Source organism: Thermogemmatispora sp. (assembly GCF_019683635.1).
Taxonomy (GTDB): Bacteria; Chloroflexota; Ktedonobacteria; order Ktedonobacterales; family Ktedonobacteraceae; genus Thermogemmatispora.
In genome coordinates this window covers 1-24,133 of the sequence record NZ_JADGIA010000068.1, presented here as the reverse complement: position 1 = coordinate 24,133, position 24,133 = coordinate 1, and the positions used below count along the sequence as shown (strand labels likewise).

Annotated in this window: 15 protein-coding genes; 7 read left to right on the top strand and 8 right to left on the bottom strand. The window is 61.3% G+C overall.

From position 1 onward, the window contains the following. Positions 1–48 precede the first annotated feature (48 nt). The 3 genes from minE (at position 49) to IRZ31_RS09770 (ending at position 3,945) form a co-directional block, all read left to right on the top strand. The gene (gene minE, locus IRZ31_RS09780) at positions 49–399 is read left to right on the top strand and encodes a cell division topological specificity factor MinE (RefSeq protein ID WP_112431350.1); all 351 of its coding nucleotides are present in this window, start codon (positions 49–51) and stop codon (positions 397–399) included. Positions 400–1,849: 1,450 nt separating this feature from the next. Beyond that, positions 1,850–2,809 (top strand): hypothetical protein, encoded by a 960-nt coding sequence (locus IRZ31_RS09775; RefSeq protein WP_297152904.1) that lies wholly within the window; start codon positions 1,850–1,852, stop codon positions 2,807–2,809. A 158-nt stretch (positions 2,810–2,967) separates the two neighbouring features. Next, positions 2,968–3,945, top strand: a complete 978-nt coding sequence (locus tag IRZ31_RS09770) for a VOC family protein (RefSeq protein ID WP_297152903.1) — start codon at positions 2,968–2,970, stop codon at positions 3,943–3,945. A gap of 283 nt (positions 3,946–4,228) precedes the next feature. Here IRZ31_RS09770 and IRZ31_RS09765 read toward each other — a convergent pair whose 3' ends face one another. Together IRZ31_RS09765 and aroE are read right to left on the bottom strand one after the other, a co-directional pair. After that, on the bottom strand, positions 4,229–5,185 hold the full coding sequence (locus IRZ31_RS09765) for a fumarylacetoacetate hydrolase family protein (RefSeq protein WP_297152902.1): 957 nt from the start codon (positions 5,183–5,185) through the stop codon (positions 4,229–4,231). 234 nt (positions 5,186–5,419) lie between these two features. Continuing rightward, positions 5,420–6,343: a shikimate dehydrogenase gene (gene aroE / locus IRZ31_RS09760; protein ID WP_297152901.1), complete on the bottom strand. Its 924-nt coding sequence runs from the start codon at positions 6,341–6,343 to the stop codon at positions 5,420–5,422. Between the two features lie 232 nt (positions 6,344–6,575). Here aroE and IRZ31_RS09755 point away from each other — a divergent pair, with 232 nt between their 5' ends. Both IRZ31_RS09755 and IRZ31_RS09750 read left to right on the top strand, forming a co-directional pair. After that, complete coding sequence (locus tag IRZ31_RS09755) at positions 6,576–7,397, top strand: hypothetical protein (protein WP_297152900.1); 822 nt, start codon at positions 6,576–6,578, stop codon at positions 7,395–7,397. A gap of 63 nt (positions 7,398–7,460) precedes the next feature. Further along, complete coding sequence (locus IRZ31_RS09750) at positions 7,461–8,288, top strand: MBL fold metallo-hydrolase (RefSeq protein WP_297152898.1); 828 nt, start codon at positions 7,461–7,463, stop codon at positions 8,286–8,288. A gap of 95 nt (positions 8,289–8,383) precedes the next feature. Here the strand turns inward: IRZ31_RS09750 and IRZ31_RS09745 are convergent, their stop codons facing one another. After that, a complete protein-coding gene (locus tag IRZ31_RS09745; RefSeq protein ID WP_297152897.1) occupies positions 8,384–10,090 on the bottom strand; it encodes an AarF/UbiB family protein in 1,707 nt (568 codons plus the stop codon). Between the two features lie 410 nt (positions 10,091–10,500). Between IRZ31_RS09745 and IRZ31_RS09740 the strand changes: the two genes are divergently transcribed. Continuing rightward, on the top strand, positions 10,501–13,206 hold the full coding sequence (locus IRZ31_RS09740; RefSeq protein ID WP_297152895.1) for a M1 family aminopeptidase: 2,706 nt from the start codon (positions 10,501–10,503) through the stop codon (positions 13,204–13,206). A gap of 450 nt (positions 13,207–13,656) precedes the next feature. Further along, a complete protein-coding gene (locus IRZ31_RS09735; RefSeq protein WP_297152893.1) occupies positions 13,657–17,163 on the top strand; it encodes a DUF4012 domain-containing protein in 3,507 nt (1,168 codons plus the stop codon). A 166-nt stretch (positions 17,164–17,329) separates the two neighbouring features. Here the strand turns inward: IRZ31_RS09735 and IRZ31_RS09730 are convergent, their stop codons facing one another. From IRZ31_RS09730 to IRZ31_RS09710, 5 genes are all read right to left on the bottom strand, one after another. Further along, positions 17,330–18,292: an acetamidase/formamidase family protein gene (locus IRZ31_RS09730; RefSeq protein ID WP_297152891.1), complete on the bottom strand. Its 963-nt coding sequence runs from the start codon at positions 18,290–18,292 to the stop codon at positions 17,330–17,332. A 161-nt stretch (positions 18,293–18,453) separates the two neighbouring features. After that, a complete protein-coding gene (locus IRZ31_RS09725) occupies positions 18,454–19,899 on the bottom strand; it encodes an APC family permease (RefSeq protein ID WP_297152889.1) in 1,446 nt (481 codons plus the stop codon). A 437-nt stretch (positions 19,900–20,336) separates the two neighbouring features. Then, positions 20,337–21,761, bottom strand: a complete 1,425-nt coding sequence (locus tag IRZ31_RS09720) for a GH1 family beta-glucosidase (protein WP_297152887.1) — start codon at positions 21,759–21,761, stop codon at positions 20,337–20,339. Between the two features lie 200 nt (positions 21,762–21,961). Then, positions 21,962–22,951, bottom strand: coding sequence for an ABC transporter permease (locus IRZ31_RS09715; protein ID WP_297152885.1), 990 nt, complete (start codon positions 22,949–22,951; stop codon positions 21,962–21,964). Between the two features lie 2 nt (positions 22,952–22,953). Beyond that, entirely contained in the window at positions 22,954–23,952 is a 999-nt protein-coding gene (locus IRZ31_RS09710) for an ABC transporter permease (protein WP_297152883.1), read from the bottom strand. Between the last annotated feature and the right edge of the window lie 181 nt (positions 23,953–24,133).

The window sequence follows — 24,133 nt, the reverse complement described above, 5'->3', positions numbered from 1 at the left end:
GGGAAGCGCACACGGTCCTGGCCGTCCTGATCAAGGAGGCGATGGTGCATGAGTATGCTTGATTTTATGGCCAGTCGCAAGCGGCCCAGGCCCGGCGAGCTGGCGAAGGAACGCCTGAAGGTGGTCCTGGTCCAGGACCGGGTGAAGGTCAACCCGGAGCTGCTGGAGCAGATCAAAGCCGATCTGCTGCGGGTGATCTCCGAACGCCTGGAGGTCGATGAGCAGCATGTGGAAATTACAATGACCCGTGAAGACCGTTGGGATAAGCTGCAGGCCGCTGTCCCGATCAAGCGTCAGAAGATTACGTTTGAGTGGGACCCGCCCTACTATGGGCCGTCTGCCGAGGGGCTGCAGGGGCCGCTCCAGGTGGAGGTTGAGCGCGAGGAGCCATCGTCATAGCTGGTAATGCGCGAGCGGCGGAGATCGTACCTGCTCCGGCGGAGGGAGAAAACCGCGCCGGCATTTCCTTCCCGATTGTGATGGCCGGCCTTGGTGCTCTCTGGAGTGTTCAGGGCGGGCGCTTCTTCCTGGTGGCCACCGCTCTGCTGGCTGCAGGACGTGCGCAAGGAGCCTGCTGCCCTCTCCCGGCCCCGGTCCCGATGCGCGCTTCGCTGCTAGGGGCGGCCATCGCTTGCCCCAGCTGGTCAGACTTGTCAGACTCTGGCCACTCTTCTGACTGCCTTCCTCTCCTCTTCACTATAGCTTCTTGTTGTACTCTTTGTCTGCCGACCGCCTCACCGCAGCGCTGACCTCTGTCCGGCTCTCGCTCCGAGTACTCTTCCTCTCAAACCGCTCTGCCTCTGCTCTCTAGCCTTCTCGTTCCTTCCCGGCAAACGCTCCGCCCGGCTCTCTTCCTGGCTGTGCTTGCCTGCTGAGTTATCGATGACGCCTTTCCATACGATATTTTTGCAAAATATAATAAATCTATTGAAAAGTTAAGAAATCTGCAATACATACTTTTGTTTCTCAACTCAAATTTCATGGCATCGTAACCGTTGAAGAAGCGGAGAGAGGTACAATAGAAGCGTGATCTCAGATCGGGGCTTGTTTGAAGCTGAAGAAGCGGGGGTGGTATTCGAGAAGGAGCGTGCTCCTTCTGACTGGCTACGGTGCAGGAGCACGCACGAGCGTGTTCCTGTCGCGGTAGTGAAGTGCCAATGCGCGGGCACGAGCAGACGCGGAGAGGTCTGGATGTGGAGTGTGCGCGGGTAGGAGCTGGCTTTCGCTGCGGCCAGCGCCTGGAAGCGTGTCATGTTCTGGCCTCTCGGTGGTGGCGCGTCGTTGGCGGTGCGTGGAGGTACGGGCGAATTGTCCAATGCGCGAACCAAAGCGCACCGCTGCGGCGCTGCTATGTACGGTGCCGCCGGGCTGCAGCTATGGCGCGGACGGTGCGGGAAAGCATGGTCCGACTCGGGGCGGGTTGCCTCCGCCTGCCGGATGCGTGCGTACAAAGGCAGGCAGGCCGGCAGGGGGTAGCTATGTGGTGGTGGGGTGACGATGCCGCCCGCCTCGGGAAGGGCCAGCTCGGGACCGCCCGTGAGGGGGGTCTCCCGCGATGGTGGGGTTGTTGTTCGTTGGTTGTGGTGTACGATTCTCGTAGCGGACTCGTACGATGGACTACCGTCTGGCCAGTATCTCCCTTTGGTACCCGGCGTATCATCGTATATAGCAAGGGATGATGTGTGGTGTGGTGCGTGCCTCTGTCTCCATACGTGTCCCTCGCGGAGGCACTGGGGTGTCACCGGCTTCCTGCCGGCACTTCAGTATCGCGACAGGAAGGATCATCTGGCTGTCATCTCTCTGGGGGACTGGGTGGTGGCCCTGTTCTTTGCACAGGGGTGGATGTGTGATGAGTGAAGACAGCAAGAGCGACAAGAAAATCTACATTCTGGTTGAGCGCGCGAGTAACCTCTCTCGGGGGGTGAGTCGCGCGCTCTGGCCTGCTACGGCACGGCGGCTGGTAGAGACCAGCCGGGCCGCTCAGCGCCGCCGTGCCCGCTTAATGCGGCGTCGTTCGTCGCTGCTGCCGACGCTGCCTGCGGCTCTGCCGCAATGGCTGCCGCGCCTCTTTTTGGCCGCGCTCGTGGCGTCCTCCATGCTGAGCGGGGGGACGCTCGTGCTCGCTGTGCTCTGGCATCTCTGGTTTCTGCCGTTGTGTGCCGCCCTCGCTCTCGCCGTCTCTCTGCTCGCGCTCAGATCGCGCTGGCCCGCTAATTTTCCTTCTGTGCCCCTCTCGCAGCAGACGGTGATGGATTCCTCTCTCCCTGCCTCCTCTTCGGCTGGTATGCCCTGGAAGAGCCTGCCTGGTCAGTTAGGAGCGCCGGAGACCCCGATGCCAGATCCGCCCTCGCTTGTGCGGGTTCTGGAGACTTTCGACCTCTCGCGCGGCGAGCTGGAGCCGGCCCTGACCGAGGTTCCCTGGCCGCCCTCGTCTGCTGCCGGGACACGCTCCGATTGGAGTGAGCGCGCTTCCTCTTGCGGGACTGCTTCTGTGGCTCCTTTGCCAGACGAGCTTCCCTGCTCCTCTGCTGGTGCGCCTGCTGCGCCTGGCTCCTCTCCGTTGGCCGCTCCCTCTACACCGCTCGGCTTTGCCCCGCCTCGCGCTGTCGGTAACTCGCAGCCTGGACTGCCGGGGCGCGGTCTGCCTGACCAGCCACAGTCTCCCAGGTCCGCCTGCGGCCAACCGGCGGAGATCCCCGTGACGCGGCCCTTTGCTGGCACTGAGGTCAATGGGGAAGGCGAGGCGGGTGGCGCTCCCTCTGCCGCCGTGGAGAGCAAAAATGAGGAGGACGAGGGCGAGAAGCTATGACCTTTGGGGGAGATCTGTTGACCTGGCTCGCTCATACTGGGTATGATTCCCCAGAAAAAGAGAGCCTTGGCCGTCTGGCTGGTGCTCAAGAGCTAAACCAGCCGGCAGGCAGGTCCACCGGCAGCAGTCGGCAGCAGTTTCCTTCCCTGGAGGCAGCAGTGAGCGAGCAGCAGATTCAGAAGGTAAAAGTCAGGCGCTTAGCGCATGTGGGCCTCTGGTCCGGCGACGTGGCGGCCCAGGCCCGCTTCTATCGCCAGGTGGTGGGCCTTGATCTGCGCTCAAGCGAGATTCGTACCGTGGGGCAGGAGATGGAGATGGAGGCGGCCAGCGCTTTCCTCGCTTTGGGCGATGAACATCACTGCCTGGCCCTCTTTGCCGATACCCGCGATTCCCGCCCCGGTAAAGCCGATAGCCGCTTTGGGCTGCCTCAGAGTCGACTGCATCACATGACCTTCGAGGTGGATACAGAGGCGGAGCTGGCGGCCCTGGCCGCTCGCCTGAATATGCTCGGCGTGGAGCTGGCTTTCGAACCGCGCGATGGCGAGAGCGAGCGCGGCGATACGCTCTGGTTCCGCGATCCCGATGGCAACCGTATTGAGATCTCGGTGGCGTCCGATGAAGCCTTCACGCAGTACGCCGCTGCTAGTGGGCGTCGGCAGGCGCGCCTGCGCCCCCTGGCCCTCCAGCACCTGGCCCTGCAGACGCCGCATCTAGAGACGATGGTCGAGTTTTACACCGAGGCTCTGGGCTTTGATATCTCAGACTGGTTGCTGCGCGAGTGGGCCTGGCTGCGCTGCAATACCGATCATCATACCCTGGTGCTGATCCAGGGGCGCCCCGATGTCGATCACATTGGTTTCCGCATCGACAGCGGCCTCGACCTACTGGCCTGGGCTGATTATCTCAGCCGCCAGGAGACACCCGTCCTCTGGGGACCCGGACGCCACGGCGCTGGTCACGATCTCTTCCTGCGCTTCGCCGATCCAGAGGGCTGCCACGTTGAGCTGTCTGCCGAGCTGGAGCAGTACTACGATCAAGATGTGACAACGCCGCCACGTCTCTGGCATGCTCGTCCCCGCGCGCTCAATCTCTGGGGGACGCTGCCGCCCTGGATTAAAGAAGAGGTCTCAGTCTGATCTTCCCCTGCCGTCCTACTGCGCGGCTGTGGTCCTGGTCTGGATGGGGGCAATGAGGAGGCGACGTAGAGAAGTATCCAGGGCACGAACGCCGGACAGCCAGGGAAGGCGGCAAAGTGGGTTAGTCGATGAGCCAGGTTGAGTCTGGGAAGTAAAAGAGATAACCCTCTCCCTGGCCGGACGAGGTGACGGATTCTCGTGATCCGTCGCCTCGTCGCGTTTTTGGGCATGGCCAGCGCTGACGCCGGCGTCGGCAGTAGCGCAAAGGCAGACCCAATATGCCTTAGCGAGCCTCTGAGACGCCGACAATGCGGTTCCTCATAACGCCGATCTCGGCGATCTCGGTCTCCATGATGTCGCCGGGGCGCAGGAATTCGGGCGGCGTGCGGGCGAAGCCAACACCGCTCGGTGTACCGGTGGCGATGATGTCGCCCGGCTCCAACGTCATCCCGTTGGAGAGCACGGCGATGATACGGGGGATAGAGAAGATCATCTGGTCAGTGGTGGCCTCTTGCTTGGTGACCCCGTTGACGCGCAGGCGCAGGGTAAGCCGCTGGGGGTCGGGAATCTCATCGGCGGTGATGATCCAGGGACCCATCGGACAGTAGCCGTCGATGCTTTTGCCACGAAAGTACTGCTGGTGCTGGGCCTGCAGGTCACGAGCCGAGATATCGTTGAGCACGGTGTAACCGAAGACGTAACTGAGGGCCTCGTCTTCGCGGATGTGCTTGCCTCCCTTGCCGAGGATGACGGCCAGCTCAACTTCCCAGTCGATCTGCGTCGAGACGGCGGGATCGATAACCACGTCGCTGTAAGGTCCGTTGACCGTAGTGGGAGCCTTGGTAAAAATAACGGGATGCTGCGGGAGCTGAGCCTCGCGCCCGCGGGCTGCGGCGGATTCGCGGGCGTGCTCGGCGTAGTTCAGTCCCAGGCACATGATATTTTTGCGCGGACGAGGGATCGGGGCCGCGAGCTGGACGGCGGAGAGTGGCTGCACGAGGCCACTTCCCTGCAGGGCGGGAATTGCACTCAAACGCCCGTTGGCTTGTTGGGCCTGCTCTAGCAGGGCGCGCAGACCCCGCTCCGCCTGCCCATACTGCTCGATGAGGGTCTGCATCTGGTCAGGGACACTGAAGCCAAGGGCGCGCGCTCCTTGAGCGGCATCGACAATCTCGTCGTTGAGCACCAGACCCACGCGCACACGCGGGTTATCAGGTGTTGAAAAGCTTGCCAGTTTCAATGATGGTTCCTCCCTTATTCTGGCTGGTGGGTCCCTCTAGCATAATAGTATGTCCCCCAACTCGAAAAGGCAAGGTGCTATGCGGCTCCATTCCTGCTGGCAGCACTAGAGATGCTCTGTCCCGCCCAGGCTTTGTTTTGGCCTGGCAATCCGCTGCCATCCAGGGAACGCTCAAGGACGAAAGAGGGCGCGGAGGGTGGGGTGGTCTGTCCGACGCGCACGCAGCCCCAGGCTCTACTCGGCGGTGAGGGCAGTTCGCATGACTTCCAGCGGCGCAGGCTGGCCGGTCCAGAGTGTGAAGGCCAGGGCCCCTTGATGGAGCAGCATCGGCAAGCCATTGGAAGCCCGCATTCCCAGTGTCCGCGCCTGACAGAGCAGCTTTGTTTCCGCCGGGTTATAGATCATGTCGAAGACAAAGGTTTCGTTGCCGAAACGCGCCAGCACTTCGCCGGGGAGCGGACTGAGATCCTCATGCATACCGACCGGGGTGGCGTTGATGATGAGCGAGAGCGGGTGCGGAATCAGGAACTCGGGATCGCTGAGACTGAAGACCTGGGGGACGCTCAGCTCCTGACGCTGGGCCGCCAGAAAGTCGCCAACCTCTGCCGCCAGGTGTTGGGCGCGCTCCAGGTGACGATTGACGATGATCAATCGCTCAACGCCAGTGCTGGCCAGGGCGAAAGCTGCCGCCCGCGCCGCTCCGCCCGCTCCTAAGATGATGGCTGTATAGCCCGTCAGCGAGATCGTTGTGCTCTCGCTCGGCTTGCCGACACCTAGCTCCTGTAGGGCATGTAACAGACCAGGCGCGTCGGTATTATAGCCATGCAGGTAGCCATCACGCGGCACAATCGTGTTGACCGCCCCGATGCGCGCTGCCAGCGGATCAACGATGTCAAGGAGAGGGAGCACTGCCTGCTTGTGCGGAATAGTCACATTGGCCCCCAGATAGAGCGGATCGAGCAGGCGGGCGACGCATGCGGCCAGCTCATCGGCAGGCGTTTGCCATAGCTCATAGACCGCATCGATACCCAGGGCATCGAGAGCCGCCTGCTGCATACGCGGCGAGAGCGAATGCGCCACGGGATCGCCGATCAGACCCAGGCGGAAACGGCTGTGCCGATTCTGCAACTGCTTAATCACTGGTGCTTCTGCATCCATAGTTACTTTTTCGGCCCTGCTTTGCCTTCGGTCGAGAGCTGATAGATCCTACTCTGCCGGGTGCATCCTGTTTATCGCTGTCACAAAGAGCATGAACATGTTCAGCGTACCACAGGCCGTGGCCCCCGTAAAGAGGGCGAGCAGTGCCTGCGGGGATGCTGCGCATATGGTACTATAACAGTATCATGCCCAGATCAACAGAAACTTTCCTCAAGGGAGATGGAGAGAACCTATGGCAGTTGTGCCCCGCCTGGCCTCAGCGGTGATGCTGCTGAGGAACGGACACGCCGGAACCGGAATGGAGGTCTTTATGGTTCGGCGTGTTGTCCAAAGCGAATTTATGCCTGATGTCTACGTCTTTCCCGGTGGCTCCATCAAGGCTGATGACCGCGCCGTCGAGGAGAGCGCTCAGCTCTGCGCCCCTGTTCCCGTCCGTGAGGCTGTGGCCGACCCCGAGGGGAGGACAGCCCTGGGCACGGGAGCACGAGTGGCGGCCATTCGCGAGCTATTTGAGGAAGCAGGGGTCTTGCTGGCTTATCGCAATGGCTCGCTGCTGGCCCTGACGGAGAATGAGGCCGAGAGGGCGCGCTTCGCCGACTATCGCCGTGCCTTTCATGAGCGACGAGGCTCACTGGTCGAGCTGGCCCAGCGCGAGGGGTTGCAGCTAGCCACCGATCGGCTCCACTACTTTGCTCACTGGCTGACACCGGAAGGCATGCCGCGTCGCTTCGATACCCACTTCTTTCTCGCCCTGGCTCCTGCCGAGCAGCAGGCTGTCTACGATCATCTGGAGACCAGCGACGGCCTCTGGATCAGGCCCGCTGAGGCCCTGGCCCGCTACCAGGAAGGTAGCTTCCCCCTGGTCTTTGCTACCTTACGCCAGCTTGAAGAGTTAGCGGCCTTTGCCAGCGCCGAGGAGGCTCTGGCCTTCGCCGCCTCGCATTATGTGGCTCTCAAGCAGCCACGCCTGGTGCAGGAGGGCGATGGCTATCGCATCTACCTCCCTGGCGATGAACAGGGTTGGGAGGTGCCACCTCATATGACCCAGGGCTGAGTTGCAGACCGTGATGTGACACCACCTGGTCTGCTGGAGAAGTGCGTGAGAGAGAGGAGCGTTATGGAACAGGAGCAGAAGCCACAAGAGGAAGCGCAGCCTTATACACTGGTGCTGGCTCCCAATCCCTCGGTGATGACAGGACCAGGGACCAATACAATCGTTGTTGGCGAAGAGACCACGGGAGCGCTTGTCATTGATCCAGCGGTCGACGACCCGGCCTATCTGGAGCAGGTCATTGCCGCTGGAGAGGCCCGTGGCGGCATCCGGCGCATTTTGATCACTCACGGCCATCCTGACCACTGCGGAGGCGCGGCGGCTCTGCGGGCCCGGCTGGGGGTGCCAGTGCTGGCCTTCAGCCGCGAAGGGGTAGCGCTGGCCGATGAGGAGCTGGAGGATGGTGCGCGCCTGGCTGCTGGAAGCGATACGCTGCGGGCCATCTACACGCCGGGTCATCGCTTCGATCACCTCTGCTTCCTCTTAGAGCGGGCTGGCGTCCTGTTTGCCGGGGACCTGCTGGCAGGAGTGGGCACCGTGGTGATCGCTCCACCCGAGGGCGATATGGGGGCGTATCTGACCTCGCTGCGGCGTCTCCAGGGTCTGGCGTTGCGCCAGATTGTCCCCGCTCACGGCCCGATCATTCTTGATCCGACCAGCAAGCTGGCCGAATACATCGAGCATCGCCTCCTGCGTGAGCAGCAGGTGATCACAGCCCTCGGTCGGTTCCCCCAGGGGGCGACCGTCGGTGACCTTGTGCCGTATGTCTATGCCGACGTCTCGCCGGCCCTTCACGCCCTGGCTGCTCAGTCTCTGACAGCTCATCTGCTCAAGCTAGAGCAGGAAGGGCGTGTTCACCGTCACGGCGGCGAACGCTGGCTGCTACGGCGCTAAGTCTGCTCGCCGGCTGCTCTAAGGCGGTCTCATCGGCTCTGTCCCGCCTGGCTGCCAGAGCTGTTCTTTTCCCTGGGGCGAGGCCCGAGGCTGCCCTAGCGGCGCAGGAGCAGGCCCAGGACGGCCACAGCGGCCAGACCAAGGCAAAACCAGCCGGCGCTAAGCAGGTGAACGCTGGTAAGGAGATAGACGCCGGCGGCCAGGGCGCCCAGACTCACAAGCGCCAGTGGGAGTGTACCGCCGCGTCTCTCGCTGCCGTTGGTGCCGCGCCCTGCTCCGGAGCGCGCGCGTCGATTCCGCCCGTTGGTCGGGGAATCGGCCAGGCGAATCTCGATCTGGCCGCTCTCGAAACGGGTAATGATACGCTCCAGGGAGCGGGGCAAGGTCAACATCGCGCGTCCATTTTCCAGCAGCTGGCGCAGCAGCTCCTGGAGGTTCTCTCCCAGGCGATCGGCGCTGAGGCCGAGAAACTTGCGCGCGTAGGGAGTGGCCACATCGATCAGGTTAAACTCCGGCGCCAGGCCAGTCGCCACGCCGGCCAGCACGCTGATGGCCCGCCCTGTAAAGGCAAACTGAGCTGGAATCTGAAAAGGTTGCCCGTACAGCAGCTGCTCGATATCCTGAGCTACGTCCGACAGGTCCAGCTCGCGTGCCTCCCCCAGAGTCAAACCATAGTACTGGTTGAGCATCAGCTCCAGGCCGTGCTCAATGGCCGTCAGATTGGCGTTTTCTCCCAGAAAGCCGAGGCGGCCCAGAGCATTGACCAGTGCCTGCGAGTTGCGGGCTACAAAGGCCAGGAAGAGGTCGCGCATGGCCTTCTTCATGCTCTTTGTAAGGGTGCCAACCATGCCGAAGTCGACAAAGGCGATGACAGGATCATCCGGCGGGGAACCACGCTTGACAAAGATGTTGCCCGGATGGGGATCGGCGTGGAAGAAGCCAGCTTCGAAGAACTGGAAGAAATAGGCTTCGACCGTACGGCGGGCGATCTCCAGCCGATTATAGCCGGCGGCCTCCAAAGCGGCATAATCGTTAATCTTAATACCATCGATCCACTCCAAGACCAGAATCCGCTTCGAGCTGTATTCCTCATAGACACGTGGAATATAGATCTGGGGCTGATCGTGGAAAAGCTCGCGAAAACGGCGAGCATTGGCGGCCTCGGTCAGATAGTCGATCTCCTCGTAGACCGTGCGGCGAAACTCGCGATAGAGAGCCATCAGGTCGATGAACTCGCTGGTGTCAACAAAGCGCGTGATGACCCAGATGACAAAGCGGATCGTGCTCAGGTCGGTATTGACCAGCTCCTCAATATGCGGACGCTGCACCTTAACCGCTACTACTTCGCCACTGCCGGCGAGCGTGGCGCGGTGCACCTGACCGAGAGAGGCGGCAGCGGTCGCCTTGCGCTCCAGCATGCTAAAGATCTGCTCAACCGGCTTGCCGAGGTCGGCCTCGATGACCGAGACAACATGGCTGAAAGGGGCCGGCGGCACCTCGTCTTGCAGGCTGCCGAGCACTTGCAGAGCCTGCTCGGGCAGCAGGTCGGCGCGCGCGCTCAGGAACTGACCCAGCTTGATCATCAGGACGCCGAGCTTAATGGCCGTCTCGCGGAAAGCCGTTAAGACCTTGATCAGGACTTCGATATTAGGCTGAACCTCGTAGTGACCGCGCTGGTGGGCCCGAATCACTCGCCGACGCTCGCGGTAAATCACCCAGATGGTCCACAATAAGAGACGGGCGACGCGCAAGAAACGCGCCACCTGGGCTAGTCTATTGATCCGTGTAGGTTTGTGACGCATACTACCAGTGAAAACCTCTCTCCAGGTACAATAACACAAATATCTACGCTGTGCCCGGGGAAGCAGTTGAAGAGAGGGGACAGGCCAGTGTGCCCCGCTCATCTCCCGGCCTTCTTCTGTTTCGGGGGGCTTCCTGCTCCGGCTCTGGGCAAGGGTGAGCTAGAGAGAGCAGCAGGTGCCAGCGAGTGCTCTTCCTCACTCACCGTCCCTGGTCGACTGGCTAGCTCGTCAGGTCACAATCAAGCTGGATGGTTTTCGTCCCGGCCTCTACTGCGCGTGGCTTCGCAGCTGAGATCGCCCTTCCTGACGCTGACCAGCAGGCACGTTAATAGTACTACTCAATCAATAAGTAGAAAAGATGTTTTTATCATGATAAGTGAAGAGAATAATAGAAGAAGAGGAGCTTCTCTATGAGAAGGTATTGTGGGACCACTTTTGCGGTAGCCGACTCTGAAGAGGGAAGCGTTCTGGAAGCGACTCGCAGCGCTCTGCAGGCGCTGGCGGTGCCGCCTCCCAGGGCGCGGGCCTTCGAGCTGCCTGGCGACCGTGTTCACTATGCCCCCGATCGTCCCGCCGATATCACCCATGTCAAGCTGGAGATCCGTCTTGACTTCGAGCATGAGACGGTCAGTGGCATCGCCTGGACCTCGTTTACTGCTCTCTATGATGAAGTACGCAGCATCGCTTTCGACGCCGTTGACTTGCAAATCGAGCAGGTGATGCTCGACAACGGGACCGCGCTGGGCTATAGCATTGAACCGGAGCGTCTCATCGTCACTCTGGACCGCCCGTATCACTACGGCGAGTCGTTCACTGTTGGCGTGCGCTACTGGGCGCAGCCGCGCATCGGCTTGCACTTCAATAAGCCCACGCCCGATGATCCGACGCGGCCCGTCCAGGCCTGGACCTTCAGCCAGACCTGGTACCATCGCCACTGGTTCCCCTGCCACTGGGTGCCCAATGACCGCGCTACCAGCGAAATCATCGTGACCGTGCCGGCGCAGTTCGTGACCCTCTCTAACGGCGAGCTGCTCAACGTGCGCGACAATGGCGATGGTACCAAAACCCATCACTGGCGTCATGACGTACCCCATCCCGCGTATCTGATCTCGCTCGTGGTTGGCGATTTTGCCATCATCGAAGATCATTACGGCGAGCTGCCCGTCACCTACTATGTGCGGCCCGACCGCCGCGAAGATGCGCGCCTGCTGATGGGCAAGACGCCGGCCATGATCGACTTTTTCAGCCGCTACCTCAACTATCCCTACCCTTATCGCAAATATGCCCAGAGCGTCATCGAGGTCTATCGGGGGGCAATGGAGCATACGACAGCCACCACCCACAGCTTCATGCTGCTCTTCGATCAAAAGGCTGCGCTCGATGTGGGTGAGGACGGCCCCGTGACCACCGTTGCTCATGAATTGGCGCATCAGTGGTTCGGTGATCTACTGACCTGCCGCGACTGGTCCGAAGGGTGGCTCAACGAAGGCTTTGCCACCTATTTAGAACATCTGTGGGTCGAGCACGATCGTGGCGGCGATGTGTTCAAGTGGATGATGATGGAGGCGGCTCAGCTCTACTTTGAGGAGGACAAGCACTATCGTCGTCCGATTGTCTATCGGGGCTACTACCGCGATGGTTTTGAACTGTTCGACCGTCACCTCTACAACAAAGGGGCCTGGGTACTGCATATGCTGCGCCACCAGCTTGGTGACGCGGCCTTTCGCCGGGGCCTGCATGCCTATCTGGAGCGCCACCGCGGTCGCGAAGTCATCACAGCCGACCTGGAGCGCACCTTTGAGGAGGTCACCGGGCGCAGCCTGGCGCAGTTCTTCCAGCAGTGGCTCTATCAAGCGGGTTATCCCGCCTTCTCCGTCAGCTATGCCTGGGATGGCGAGCGTCATCTGGCCAGGCTGGCAGTCAAGCAAACCCAGACCGTCGATGATCTCACGCCCTGTTTTGTGACACCGGTTGATCTGGCTTTCAGCGTGCCTGTGGCCGATGGCAGCAACGAAACTCGAACCGTCAAGCTGCAGGTGGTCGTTGGCGAAAACGGTGAGACCACGCAGACCTTCTTTGTGCCACTGGAGCACGAGCCGCTGATGGTGCGCTTTGATCCCGACGGCTGGCTGCTCAAGACCCTCGAATTCGAGCGACCTGCCTCCATGCTGCGCTACCAGCTGGCGCACGATCCCGACGTGCTGGGACGCATTGAGGCGGCAGAGGCTCTGGCGAAGCAGGGGGATGAGGCCAGCCGTCGCGCTCTTGAGGAGGCGCTCTTCACTGATCCCTTCTGGGGCGTGCGCTGTGCCGCAGCCAAGGCCCTGGGTGAGTTGGGAACAGAGGCAGCCCAGGCCGCCCTCCTGCGGGCCTTGCACGAATTAGAGGCGCAGCAGTGGTCGCGCGTGCGGGCCGCTGCCGCGCGGGCCTTGGGTGGTTATCAGGCGCCGCAGCAGAGTGCACTGGCGCAGCGGGCGGCAGAGGCCCTGCGGCCACTGGTCAGCGAAGGCGACGTCAGCTATCTCGTCGAGCGGGCGGCAGCGGAAGCCCTTGGCAGAACGCGGGTGGCCGGGGTCCTCGATGTGCTGCAGCAGGCCATCACGCGCCCATCGTGGCAAGCCTATGTGCAGCAGGGCATCTTTAGGGGCCTGGCCTGCTGCGGAGACGAACGCGCCATTCCCCTCCTCTTAGACTATCTCGATGCCAGCCGTCAACCGCCGCTGTGGCGACTGGCCGCGACGCATGGTCTGCAAGCGCTGGCCCATGAGCGTCATCTCTATCGTGAGGCTGCCTGGCAGCAGGCGGTGACTCGTCTCTGCGAGGCAGTCGAGCATGATCCCTGGGAGGCTGTGCGCCAGGGGGCAGCGCTCGCCCTCCTGCTCTTCGGCGAGCGTCGCGCCGTGCCCGCTCTGGAGCGAGCCGCCGCGCGAGAGCTGGAGACGCGTGTCCTGCGCAGCATGCGCGCGGCGCTCTATGTGCTGCGCAGCGCAGGACAGACGGAGGAGCAGCTCGGTCAGCTGCGTCAGGATCTGGAGACGCTGCGTGAGGAGAACCGCCGCCTCAAGGAGCAGCTGGCCTCATTGGAGACGCGCCTCGCTCAGGAGAGAACAAGCTAGAGCGCGGAGAGTAATCCACCGGTGTAGTTGGGCTGGATGCGGGCGAGCCGCCCAGGGTCAAAGGCAGTGGCTGCCTTTTCCTGGCTGGGCGGCTCTTTTGCCTCCTTACTTCCTATCCAAAAATGCTACCGTTGCCTCGTTATATGCACAAGCTCCGATATAATAAGCGGCACGTGCAACGTCTGTGGGGGTTCAAGCGTCCTGTATAGTAGAGGGGGAGAACTGCTGACTACGCAATAGTCCATCATTGCTAAAAGTTGCCGGCGGATTCAATCAAAAGATCATCTCTGCAACTCGCCGATGGCGAGCATTTACCATATGTCTTTCTCTCTGATCTTTTCCTAAAGAAAGGAAAAGGCTGGCCTGCAAGGCTCATCTTATCTCTGATCTTTAAAGACTGTCGTCAATTCTGCATAGACTAGTGGATCTGCAAAGCATGGAGGTAAAACCTTGCCTGGGGTACGCGCCGTATCTTCTCCACCACGGCCACGTCGCGACGATCTTGCGACCTGGGCCGAAGCCGATCTCTCCTCCCTTGGAGAGCGAGAAAAGCAACGTTACGAACAACGCAAAAATGCTGTAATCGACTATTATACCACTGATAAGTCTATTGAAGAGATCACACGGCAATATCGTCTCTCCTGGCAAACCTTAGAGCGGCTGCTTGAAAAGTGTCTCAAGCGTCACCCAGATGGGCGCCTCTGGGGCTTCCGCGCCCTCCTTCCAGGAAGCCTGGTCGAAGAGAGGGTAGAGGCTCCCCTGACCAGCGTACCAGCTCCGGCGCCTGGCGGCCAGGAAAGGCCGTCAGAAGAGCAGGGCGAGGGGGAGCGGCGTACCAACGGCACGGGCCAGACACAGTCGGCAGCGGTGGGGGGGGACGCGACGAGTGCAGGCGAGCTGGCTGAAGGAGAAGAACCAACAGTCAGATTAGAGGCCGTTCGAGGAGTGCGCTCTCAGAGGCAGCCGGATACACTTGAGGCGATCGCCGCTAACCAGGGCGAAGCGCACCCTGCCGATCAAGATCAAGGCGAGCACAAGCGGCGCCCGTTCTCCCTGAGCGAAGAAGAGCCGCCAGCCTCTGCAGAAGGCGACAACCATCCTCATCCCGCTGAGCGAGCCGATCACGAGCAGGCCGCCGCAGAAGAGGGAGAGGAGGCAGAGGGCGCTCAAGAAAGTGCAGCCGAAGCGGGGGAAGAGGAAGAAGAAACCCCGACCATCCCTCTGGAGGGTGAGCAGACTGAAGAAGAGCCGGTCCCAGCTCAGGGCGACCTCAGCGCGCGAGATCTGGCCGCAGTACCGACGCGCAGTTTGGAGGCCGCGACAGCCCAGGCCCCAGAAACGGCAGCAGGCAAGGAGCATGAGCAGCAAGGCGAAGCTGAGGCCGAAAGAGTCGCCGGCGAAGAAAAACTCTCCCCAGAGATCGACGAGCTGCCCACCACCCTGCTCAATGAGCGGATGCTGCCAGCCCCCCTGCAGGAAGAGGCTGAAATTGCCCTGCTTCCAGGCTCTGAGCGCGGGCTGGTCGATCTGGCTGCTGTTCCGACCACAGTTCTGCCGCTGGCCCCAGGCCAGGCCCGAGACAAGAAACGGGTGTCCCCCGGGATAGTGGAGCGGCGTCTCACTCAGCAGCTGCGTCGCCTTCGCGGGCGTCGTCGGGAGCGCACTCAGGTAAAACGCAAGCGTCATCGCTTTCGAACCTATGTCACCCTGGCCATCCTGGTGGCCCTTATCATTGGCCTGCTCCCTCCCGTAGGCGCGGCTTTGGCCGCGTACAGCGCCTACAGCAACGTCAAAGGTCTGGCTGAGGATGGCGTCAAGCACCTCATGAATGTCAAGGATCTCCTCACGCTGGACAAAAACAACCCCCTGGCAGCCTTAGAAGCCGACAAGCTCCAGCGCGCCCAGCAGGAATTTCGCCAGGCGGGCAGCGACTTCCTCCAGCTTCAGCAGCTTGTCGAGCGCGACGACGTACGTGAAGCCATTCAGCGCTTCGCTCCCGAGTATGCTTCCAGCCTCGACATGGCGCGGCATCTCGTGCAGGTGGCCCTCGACGTCTCGCGCATGGGCGACGAGATGAGCGGTGTCGGGCTGCTCGGCGCCAGCATCATCCACGGCTCGCCGCTCACCACCAGTAGCAATGCCAAACCGCTGCTCACCGCCCAGGACGTGGCCACTGTCCAGGGGGCGCTGGTGCACGCACTCTACTATATCGACGACATCGAGCAGCAAATGCGCTCCGTCGATCTCAAGCAGCTTCCCATGCTCAACGCCCACCAGCGCGAGCAAATCGCCGGCATCGTCAAAGCCCTTCCCGAGGCCCAGAAGCAGATCAACCAGGTGCAACAGCTCATTCCTCTGGCCTCCTGGCTGCTAGGAGTCGACGGACATCGTCGCTATCTGCTGCAGACGATGGACAACGCCGAGCTGCGCCCCGGCGGTGGCTTTACCGGTCAGTACGGGGTTGTCGATGTGCAGAATGGTGTCGTCGGGGCCCTGGCCCTGCGTGATGTTGCCAAGCTGGACTATGCCGGCAATGGCTTCCAGATGGGAAGGCAGGCCCCGCCGGGCTATAGCTGGATGCACATGGGCAACTTCGGCCTGCGCGACTCCAACATCTCCGGTGACTACCCCACCACAGCGCGCATCAACATCCAGGTCTTCCAGGATGAAGGAGGCGGTCCTGTCGATGGGGACATCGCCTTCACGCCCACCTTCATCGCCCACATTCTGGATGTGACGGGCCCAATTGTGGTCAAGGACTACGGCGAGACCATTACCTCGCAGAACCTGGCCGATCGCCTGCACTACTATCAGCAGGACCCTGCTGGTATTGCACGGCAAGAGCAAGTCACCGGCCAGGGCTTGCATGATGCCCGCAAAGCCTTCACCTCGCTGGTCGCCAAGCTCCTGCTCGACAAGGTGCGCCATCTACCGGTCAGCAAGCTGCTTGACATCGTCAAAGGGGCGGTCAAGGATATCCAGGCGCGCGACCTGGAGTTGTACTTTACCAATCCCGCTATCGAAAGCTGGCTGGTCCAGCAGGGCTACTCTGGCGCAATCAACAGCTTCAAGAACGTCGACGGCTTCCACGTCGTGCAGGCCAACATCAGCGTCAACAAAGCCAGTCAATATGTCCATAGCACCTTCCAGGACAACATTACGCTCGATGCCCAGGGAGGCGCCACCCACGATCTGACCATCATCCTGGAGTATGACCAGCGCGGCCCCGTCTACGGCTTCGACGCCTACACCGACTACATCCGCGTCTATGCTCCAGAGGGCGCCCAGCTCATCGACGGAAGCGGTTTCGATTCCGGTCAGCCTGTCTGCAGCGCCAGCACAGGCATCCCTAAAACGAGCACTGGCACCACTTCCACCTCCTCAAAGTCGCCAGCCACGGGCAGCAAATGCGACAGCTACAACTACATTCCGCCCGACGGTTCGCGCTATTGTCCGAGCGGCAACTACGCCCTGGGGCCGCGTTACCAGAATCCCCCCGTTGACAGCGTAGGACCGCCAACAGCCCTGCAGAGCGACCTGCCCGGGCGAGCCATGTGGGGAGGACTGACGGTCACCCCGAAAAACTGCATCTCCTACATCCGGCTCTCGTGGTACGTGCCGCATGCCCATATCAACCTGAAAAATCCGGCCAACATCTACAGCCTCCTGGTGGGCAAGCAAGGCGGCATGGTACCGACCGTTGACATTACGATCGATGCCACAGCCTTACATCTGAAGGGCGTCAGCACCCTGCACTATCACAGCGACATCCATAAGGACCAGGTGATCACGCTCAAGGGACCACAACCTGCGACGAAAACTGCACCTAAAGCCGCGCCGAGCGCCAGCTCTCGGAGCAGCTCTACGGTAGTGGCGGCCTCGTCCACGACAGCCAGCCTGCTGCTGGCCCAGATCTCCGCGGCCCCCGCGCTTATCACTACCTGGCGGCGTCGCTAGCGCCTCTCTCAGCCAGGTCGGCTGTGGTCGCTCGCTGGCGCTCCTCGGTCAAAGAAACCGGCCCTCCTCTTCCTTGCGAGAGAAAGAAAAGGAGGGCCGGCGGCTCGTCTTTACTCCTGGTCGCAATCTTCCCTATGGTCTGGTGGCTTAGCGCAGAGATTCGACCTCACTTCGTAAAAATGCTCGTCGGCAGGAAAGCCCCGACGACCCAGTGAGGCGCATCCACCACCTCGCAGATCTTCAGGTCCACCGCCACACTGCAGAGCATATAAGCGTCGCTGCGCGACAGGCCATAGTTGCGTTGCAGATGATCGATCATATGGCGGATCGCGTTGCGCGTGGCCTCCATCAGATCGGGACCGATGCCGTCGGTCACATAGTACGGGGCCGTATTAGTGCGCTGGATAAGCGGGCCGCCCGTCAAATACTGTGGCTCCGGTACGGGACGATCCTTATGCACCGTCAGGCGTACGACTGCGTGCATCGGCGTCTCGATGGCGGTACCACAGACCTCGCCATCGCCCTGGGCGGCATGGCCATCGCCCATCGAGAAAAGCGCTCCGGGCACCTCCACTGGCAGGTAGAGGCGCGTCCCCTTCGTCAGATGGCGTGTATCCATATTGCCGCCGTGGCGATAGGGAGGAATCGTCGGCAGTGCCCCTGGCTGGCCCGGCGCCACCCCGATCTCACCGCAGAAGGGGGCCAGCGGAATACGAATGCCGGGCGCGAACTCGGCCCAGCCATCGGCGCCGCCCTCCAGATGCCAGATCTTGAGGGCCGGCTCGGGGAACTCATCGGCCAGCAGGCCGAAGCCGGGAATCACTCCCGTCCAACCCCACTCGGCTGGCTGCAAATCAAGAAACTCCACCTCCAGCGTGTCCCCTGGCTCGGCCCCCTCCACATAGATCGGGCCGTGCACCTGATCCACGCGCGAGAAATCGAGCGAGCCAATGGCCTCAATCGTGCTATTGGCCTGGATCTGGCCGCAAGAAGCTTCCAGCATATCGAACTCCACCACCTCGCCCGAGCTAATGCGAGCAATAGGCGGGATACTGTGATCCCAGGCCAGATGCCACTGATCGCGCCGAATATGGATCGTGCGCCCTGCTTTTGGAATGTCTGTCGTCATGGCCGGTAGCAAGCTCCTTTCTTTGGCCGTAGTCGTACGTTCAGTTGGGTTCGGTTCAGTTCGGTTCGGTTCGGCCAGGTCTTCACTGAAGCTGAACCATGCCCTTCATAAAGTGCCTGAGCTGGCCTGGCGGCAGCTCAAGCCGGCGCCGTGCCGCTGATCTACTGAGGCTGCCTGAGAGCAGTCGCCTCCGCTGCAGTCTCTGTATGCAGGCCCTCGCTCTCCTCCAGATGCAGCCCGATGCGCTGAGCCAGACCGGGGCTGGCGATGATGCAGAGCAGTCCGAGCAGGAGCCAGGCCAGAGCCACATACGGAAAGATATTGTACGGAGGAGCCGGGACCGGGTAAATATTGCTGTAGAGCGTGTAGCCCAAGAAGACGATAGCGAGCAGCGGGATCAGCCACTGCCAGCTCCACACGCGTCGGCGCAGAAAGAAGAACCAGATCGCCCCTACGTTCGTCAGCACATAGGCCACCAGGATCAGAAAGACCCCGATCGTGCCCAGATAGCCGAAGAGCGTCGCCCCCGTCATAGCCGGAGCCAGGCCCCAGATGCTCACCACTGCAAAATCAAAGAGCATGATGACCGCCACCGCCAACGCTGGCGAGCCACTGCGTCGGCTGGTCGTACCCAGGCGCTCCGTGATGAAGCCGTCGCGCCCCATCGCATAGAGTATGCGCGCTCCAGCGTTAGCCGTTCCCAGAGCACTGGCAAAAGCGCTGATCGTCGCCCCGAAATCGAGCAGGACAGCCATCAGGCGCCCAACGTAGTGGCGCGCCAGATCATCGAGCGGAGCCGCCGACTGAGCAAAACTGGCAATACCTGCCCGGCTCAGACCAAAGCCCAACGTCTGAGCATAGGTCACGACAATGTAAAAAAGGCCCGTCCCAAAGACCGCGGCCAGGATCGCCAGGGGAATGTTGCGGCGCGGATTGCGTGTCTCCTCACCGAGCGTAGCCGCTCCCTCGAAGCCCGCAAAGGAGAGGAAGCCGAAGACCGCCGCCAAAGCCACATTGTTGAGCGGCTCCTCGGCAGAGGGCGTAAAGGGAGCCAGCGAGAGCTGCCCAAGACTGCCCAGGCGGACCAGAATCACCACCACCAGCGCCAAGATCAGCAGCACCGAAATACCCTCCATTGCCAGCGTCAGGCGCGTCGAAATAGTGATGCGGCTGTAGGCAAAGAACCAGATCAGCAGGCCCGCTACCAGAGCGAGCGGGAGCCAGCCCACGCTCCAGCCCAGGCCAGCCAGGAACGCCTGGGCGAAATTGCCGACTTCAGCCGTCGAAGCGCCAGTAAAAGCAAGGTAGGTGCCAAGCAAGGCCCAGCCCGAAAAAAAGCCGACGCGCGGCCCCAAAGCGATGCCGTTAAAGGCATAGACCGAGCCGCTGTGCGCCAGATGACGGCTGAACTGGATAAACGAGAAGCTGGCTAGACCAACGGCGATTGTGGCAATTAAGAAAGCCAGCGGTACAGCGCTACCGGTAATCCCGGCGGCCAACGAGCCATTGAGCGCCATCGCCGCAGTGGGCGCCATAATACCGATAGAGAGCGCGATGCTCTCCAAAAACGACAATTCACGGCGAAGACCGCTTTTCTCTGGCTCCAAGTGTAACCTCCTGAGATCAGGGCGCGGAGAGGCACCCGACGCGACAGGCTGAGGGTACAGCTCTAGCGGTTGCCTGCCCACGCCAGCACTGAGGACAGCGCCATGCAACAGTGAAGCTGCCCGCTTGAAAGGATAATCTATTTCGCCTCGGAAGGCAACCTCCAGGCGGGCAGCGATGGAGGCAAAGGGCAGGCGAGCCGGAGCGAACGAGAAGACAGAAGCAGCACCTCTCAAGGCAGGAGAGGGGGAGAGAAGAAAGGAGCCGGCGCGGCCATCGGTCCTGGCCTGAAGCAGTGGCCTGCTCAATCAGGGCATAGCCATCTGTTGACCAACCAGCGAGGAGTCAGCAGGCGGGGAGCTGGTGCGTCGGGCTGCTTGCCCATGCTCAGCGGCGAACGGCTCGCCTGCCCTTGCGCAGGGCCGGCGCAGACAAGGTGCTAGCGGCGCTGCGCGGCGATGAACGAGGCGTACCACTGACCGCTATCCTTAATAATGCGCCGCTGGCTAGGATAATCGACGTAGACCAGCCCAAAGCGCTTGCTGTAGCCGAAAGCCCACTCAAAGTTGTCCAGCAAGGACCAGACCATATAGCCCTTGAGCGGCACCTGCTGAGCGAGCACGCGGCTCAGCGCCTCGATATGCAACTGCAGATAATGAATCCGCTGCCAATCGTGAACGCCCTCCCCGATGTGCCAGTGATCCTCGAAGGCCGCACCATTTTCTGTCACCACCAGGGCCTTGGGAGCATACTCACGGTGGAGGCGTGTCAGAATCACTTCCAGTCCTTCAGGAAAGATCTCCCAGCCCATATCGGTATACGAGGCACCGGGAATGCGCTCGACCACCTCATAGCTGAGATTCCCCGCAGTAGTGGCGGCGGACCCGGGTCCTGCGCCGCGCACAAGCATGCGACTATAGTAATTGACGCCCAGGAAATCCAGCGGGGTGGCGATCACCGCCAGATCGTTCGCCTGTATCAAAGGAGGCGTCACATCCAGCGTACTGAAGAGCAACTCGGGATACTCGGCATGAAATAGTGGATCAAGAAACCAGCGATTGCGAAAGGCGTCCGCCTGCTGGACGGCGGCCAGCGTCTCAGGACGCTCATCCGCGGCATAGACCGGGTAGAAATCGAGGGCGATACCGATCTGCGCCTCGCGCGGGAGCAGCGAGCGCAGGCACTGTGCGGCCAGGCCATGAGAGAGCAGAATATGATGACCGGCGTGGATAGCGAGCTGCTTATCATGCATTCCGGGGGCATGGATGCCCAGAGCATAGCCCAAATAGGAACTGCACCACGGCTCATTATGCGTGAGCCACCAGCGGACGCGATCGCCCAGGCGGCGGGCTACCACCCCGGCGTACTCAGCGAAGGCCTGAGCAGTGTCGCGCACGAGCCAGCCGCCGCGGTCCTCAAGAGCGGCGGGCAGGTCCCAATGATAGAGCGTAACCAGCGGCTCAATGCCCCGGGCGAGCAAGGTATCCACCAGGCGCTCGTAGAAAGCAAGGCCCCGCTCATTGACGGGGCCAGTTCCCTGGGGCAGGACCCGCGGCCAGGAGATCGAAAAGCGGTAAGCGCGCAGATTCAGGCGAGCCATCAGCGCCACATCTTCCTCCATATGGTGATAGTGGTCGGCGGCCACCTCGCCAGTCTGACCCTGGAAGATCGCCCCTGGCCGGGCCACAAAGCGATCCCAGATAGAAGGGGCGCGCCCATCCTCGCGCGCCGCGCCCTCGATCTGATAAGCTGACGTGGCGGCTCCCCAGAGAAAATCGGGCGGGAAGCCGCCAGCCAGGTCACTGCCCCCTGCCAGAGAGGCGGGGAAACTACGATGGTCCTGTGGACGACCGGTAATGCTCATTGATCCTCCTTAATAGAGGCGGCAGCCGGAGGTAGCTCAGCCTCCTCTCCTACCTCCTGTCTGACCTGCCACCTGAATCTATATGCTTCCATCCCTGGATGAATAGATGCATCCATTCATACCTGCATGAATAGTGACAAGAAGAAAGAGCGATAAATGATAAATTGCATGCTTCAGATGAAGCTGGGTGAAGAGACCAGTCAGGCGACCACAGCCCTGGCCTTGAGCAGTTTGCGCAGCTTACGCGGCATAGCCTGGCGCAGGCTTGGGTTGGCTAGCTCATCGATGCCGAAGTTGACTAGCGTCAACGCGCCGCAGACAAGGGCCACGCAGACACCGGCTGGCACAAACAGCCACCACTGGCCCGTGATCAGGGCCCCATTCAACTGGGCCCAGAAGAGGATCGAACCCCAGCTGGCATGCGAGACATCGCCCAGGCCGAGAAACTCCAGGGCCACTTCCGCGCCAAGGGCGTAGACGAAGGTGCCGACGTAGGTCGAAGCGACCAGCGCGATCTCGTTGGGCAGGATCTCCAAGAAGATCGTGCGCCAGGTCACCTCACCCATTGAGCGCGCCGCTGTCACAAACTCGCGCTCCTTCAGCGAGAGCGTCTGTGAGCGCAGCACGCGTGCCCCGTAGGCCCAGGAGGTGAAAAGCAATACCATTGCGATCACAAACTCATTCTTACCCACGCCACTGGCATTGGCCAGCGAAGCCAGAACAATAGCCAGGGGCAGGCCGGGCAGTACCAGGAAAACGTTGATCAGCAGCGAGAGCACCTCATCGATCAGGCTGCCGAAGTAGGCGGAGCTGAGGCCAAAGATCACCTGCAATAGGGTGGAGCCGGTAGCGGCCACGAAGCCGATCAGCAGCGAGACACGGGCCCCATAGGCGATCTGCGAAAACATGTCCTGCCCCAGGCTCGTGGTTCCCAGAATGTGCTCACGGCTGGGCGGCTGAGCGCCGTGGGCTACCTGGCTTTGAGGGCCATCCGGCGGATAGGGTGTCAACAGAGGGGCGGCCAGGGCCATCAGCACAAAGAGCAGCAAGATTCCCAGGCCCACCGCAATCTTGGGATTGCGGTAAAGCAAACGCAGAGCATTTAAGAACGGCCCATGATGACGTTGATCGGCCTGCTCGATCAAGGCCGCCGTATCGACTGAAGGCTCTCCAAGATTAGTCGCTTGCATCGCTAAGCCCTCCCATGTCGGATGCGCGGATCAAGCACGCTGTAGACCAGCTCAGCCAGGAAATTCGCCGCCAGCACCGTCAGAGCGACTACTAGGAAACCGCCTTCAACCAGGGCATAATCGCTTTCCGAGGCACCGCGGAACAGATGGTAGCCGATGCCTGGATAATTGAAGACGATTTCTGTCAGCAGGGAACCACTGACCACCAGGCCCAGCGAAATTGAGAAGCTCGTGATGCTGGGCAAGATCGCATTGCGAGCTGCATAGGCAAAGATCACCCGCGGAGCGGGCAGCCCCTTGGCCTGGGCCATCAGCAGGTAGTCCTCTGAGAGCGTGGTCACCATCGCGTTACGCATCGTCAGCACCCATTGGGCCAGCGATCCAATGATCAGCGTGATCACCGGCAGAGCTGCATGTTGTATCAAGCTACTGATGAAATCAAGACTCAACTCCGGCCCGTAGGGGAAACTGCTCAGATCATAGGCGTCGCTGGTTGGAAACCAGCTCAACATCATGCCGAAAATGTAGAGCAATGCCAACGCCATCCAGAAGTAGGGGATAGCGGACAGGAAGGTCAGGGTGGGCGGCAGCGTTGTATCGTACCAGGAGCCACGGCGCCAGGCGAACAGGACCCCCAGCAACGTTCCGATAAGAAAACTCAGCAACACAGCTACACCCACTAGACCAATGGTCCAGGGCAAACTCTGAGCAAGGATCTGGGCGACGGGGGTGGGGAATTCCGAAGTCGAGATCCCGAGCTGGCCGTGGAGCAGCGCATTCAGGTAATCCAGGTATTGATGCCAGAGTGGAACTGAAGGGTCGGCGCCGAACTCTTTACGCAGAGCCGCAATTGTCGCCGGAGTCAGTCCCTGGTTCTGCAACTTGGCGATATAGTTCTGCAGCGGATCACCAGGCATCAGACGCGGAATAATAAAGTTGAAGGTAACCGCTGCCCAAAGAGCAATCAGGTAGAAGCCTGCGCGCCTCAACAGGTAGCGCATACATCACTCCTTTGACCGAAAGTCAGAGCAGGATAGGAACGAAGCATTCTTCCAGGGCGAAGAAAGAAAGGGTTGATGCTGACCAGCTGACAGGAAAGGAGCCTACCTGGACAGTGGCCAGAGTGCGCAGAGAGTACCGTCCTTCCACCCCCAATAGCGGGGGTGGAAGGACGGACGGGCA

Bases quoted from the DNA above. Each gene is read 5' to 3' on its own strand.
- minE (WP_112431350.1), top strand. From the start codon at position 49: ATGAGTATGCTTGATTTTATGGCCAGTCGCAAGCGGCCCAGGCCCGGC.
- IRZ31_RS09775 (WP_297152904.1), top strand. From the start codon at position 1,850: ATGAGTGAAGACAGCAAGAGCGACAAGAAAATCTACATTCTGGTTGAG.
- aroE (WP_297152901.1), bottom strand. From the start codon at position 6,343: ATGGATGCAGAAGCACCAGTGATTAAGCAGTTGCAGAATCGGCACAGC.
- IRZ31_RS09755 (WP_297152900.1), top strand. From the start codon at position 6,576: ATGGCAGTTGTGCCCCGCCTGGCCTCAGCGGTGATGCTGCTGAGGAAC.
- IRZ31_RS09750 (WP_297152898.1), top strand. From the start codon at position 7,461: ATGGAACAGGAGCAGAAGCCACAAGAGGAAGCGCAGCCTTATACACTG.
- IRZ31_RS09745 (WP_297152897.1), bottom strand. From the start codon at position 10,090: ATGCGTCACAAACCTACACGGATCAATAGACTAGCCCAGGTGGCGCGT.
- IRZ31_RS09740 (WP_297152895.1), top strand. From the start codon at position 10,501: ATGAGAAGGTATTGTGGGACCACTTTTGCGGTAGCCGACTCTGAAGAG.
- IRZ31_RS09730 (WP_297152891.1), bottom strand. From the start codon at position 18,292: ATGACGACAGACATTCCAAAAGCAGGGCGCACGATCCATATTCGGCGC.
- IRZ31_RS09720 (WP_297152887.1), bottom strand. From the start codon at position 21,761: ATGAGCATTACCGGTCGTCCACAGGACCATCGTAGTTTCCCCGCCTCT.
- IRZ31_RS09715 (WP_297152885.1), bottom strand. From the start codon at position 22,951: ATGCAAGCGACTAATCTTGGAGAGCCTTCAGTCGATACGGCGGCCTTG.
- IRZ31_RS09710 (WP_297152883.1), bottom strand. From the start codon at position 23,952: ATGCGCTACCTGTTGAGGCGCGCAGGCTTCTACCTGATTGCTCTTTGG.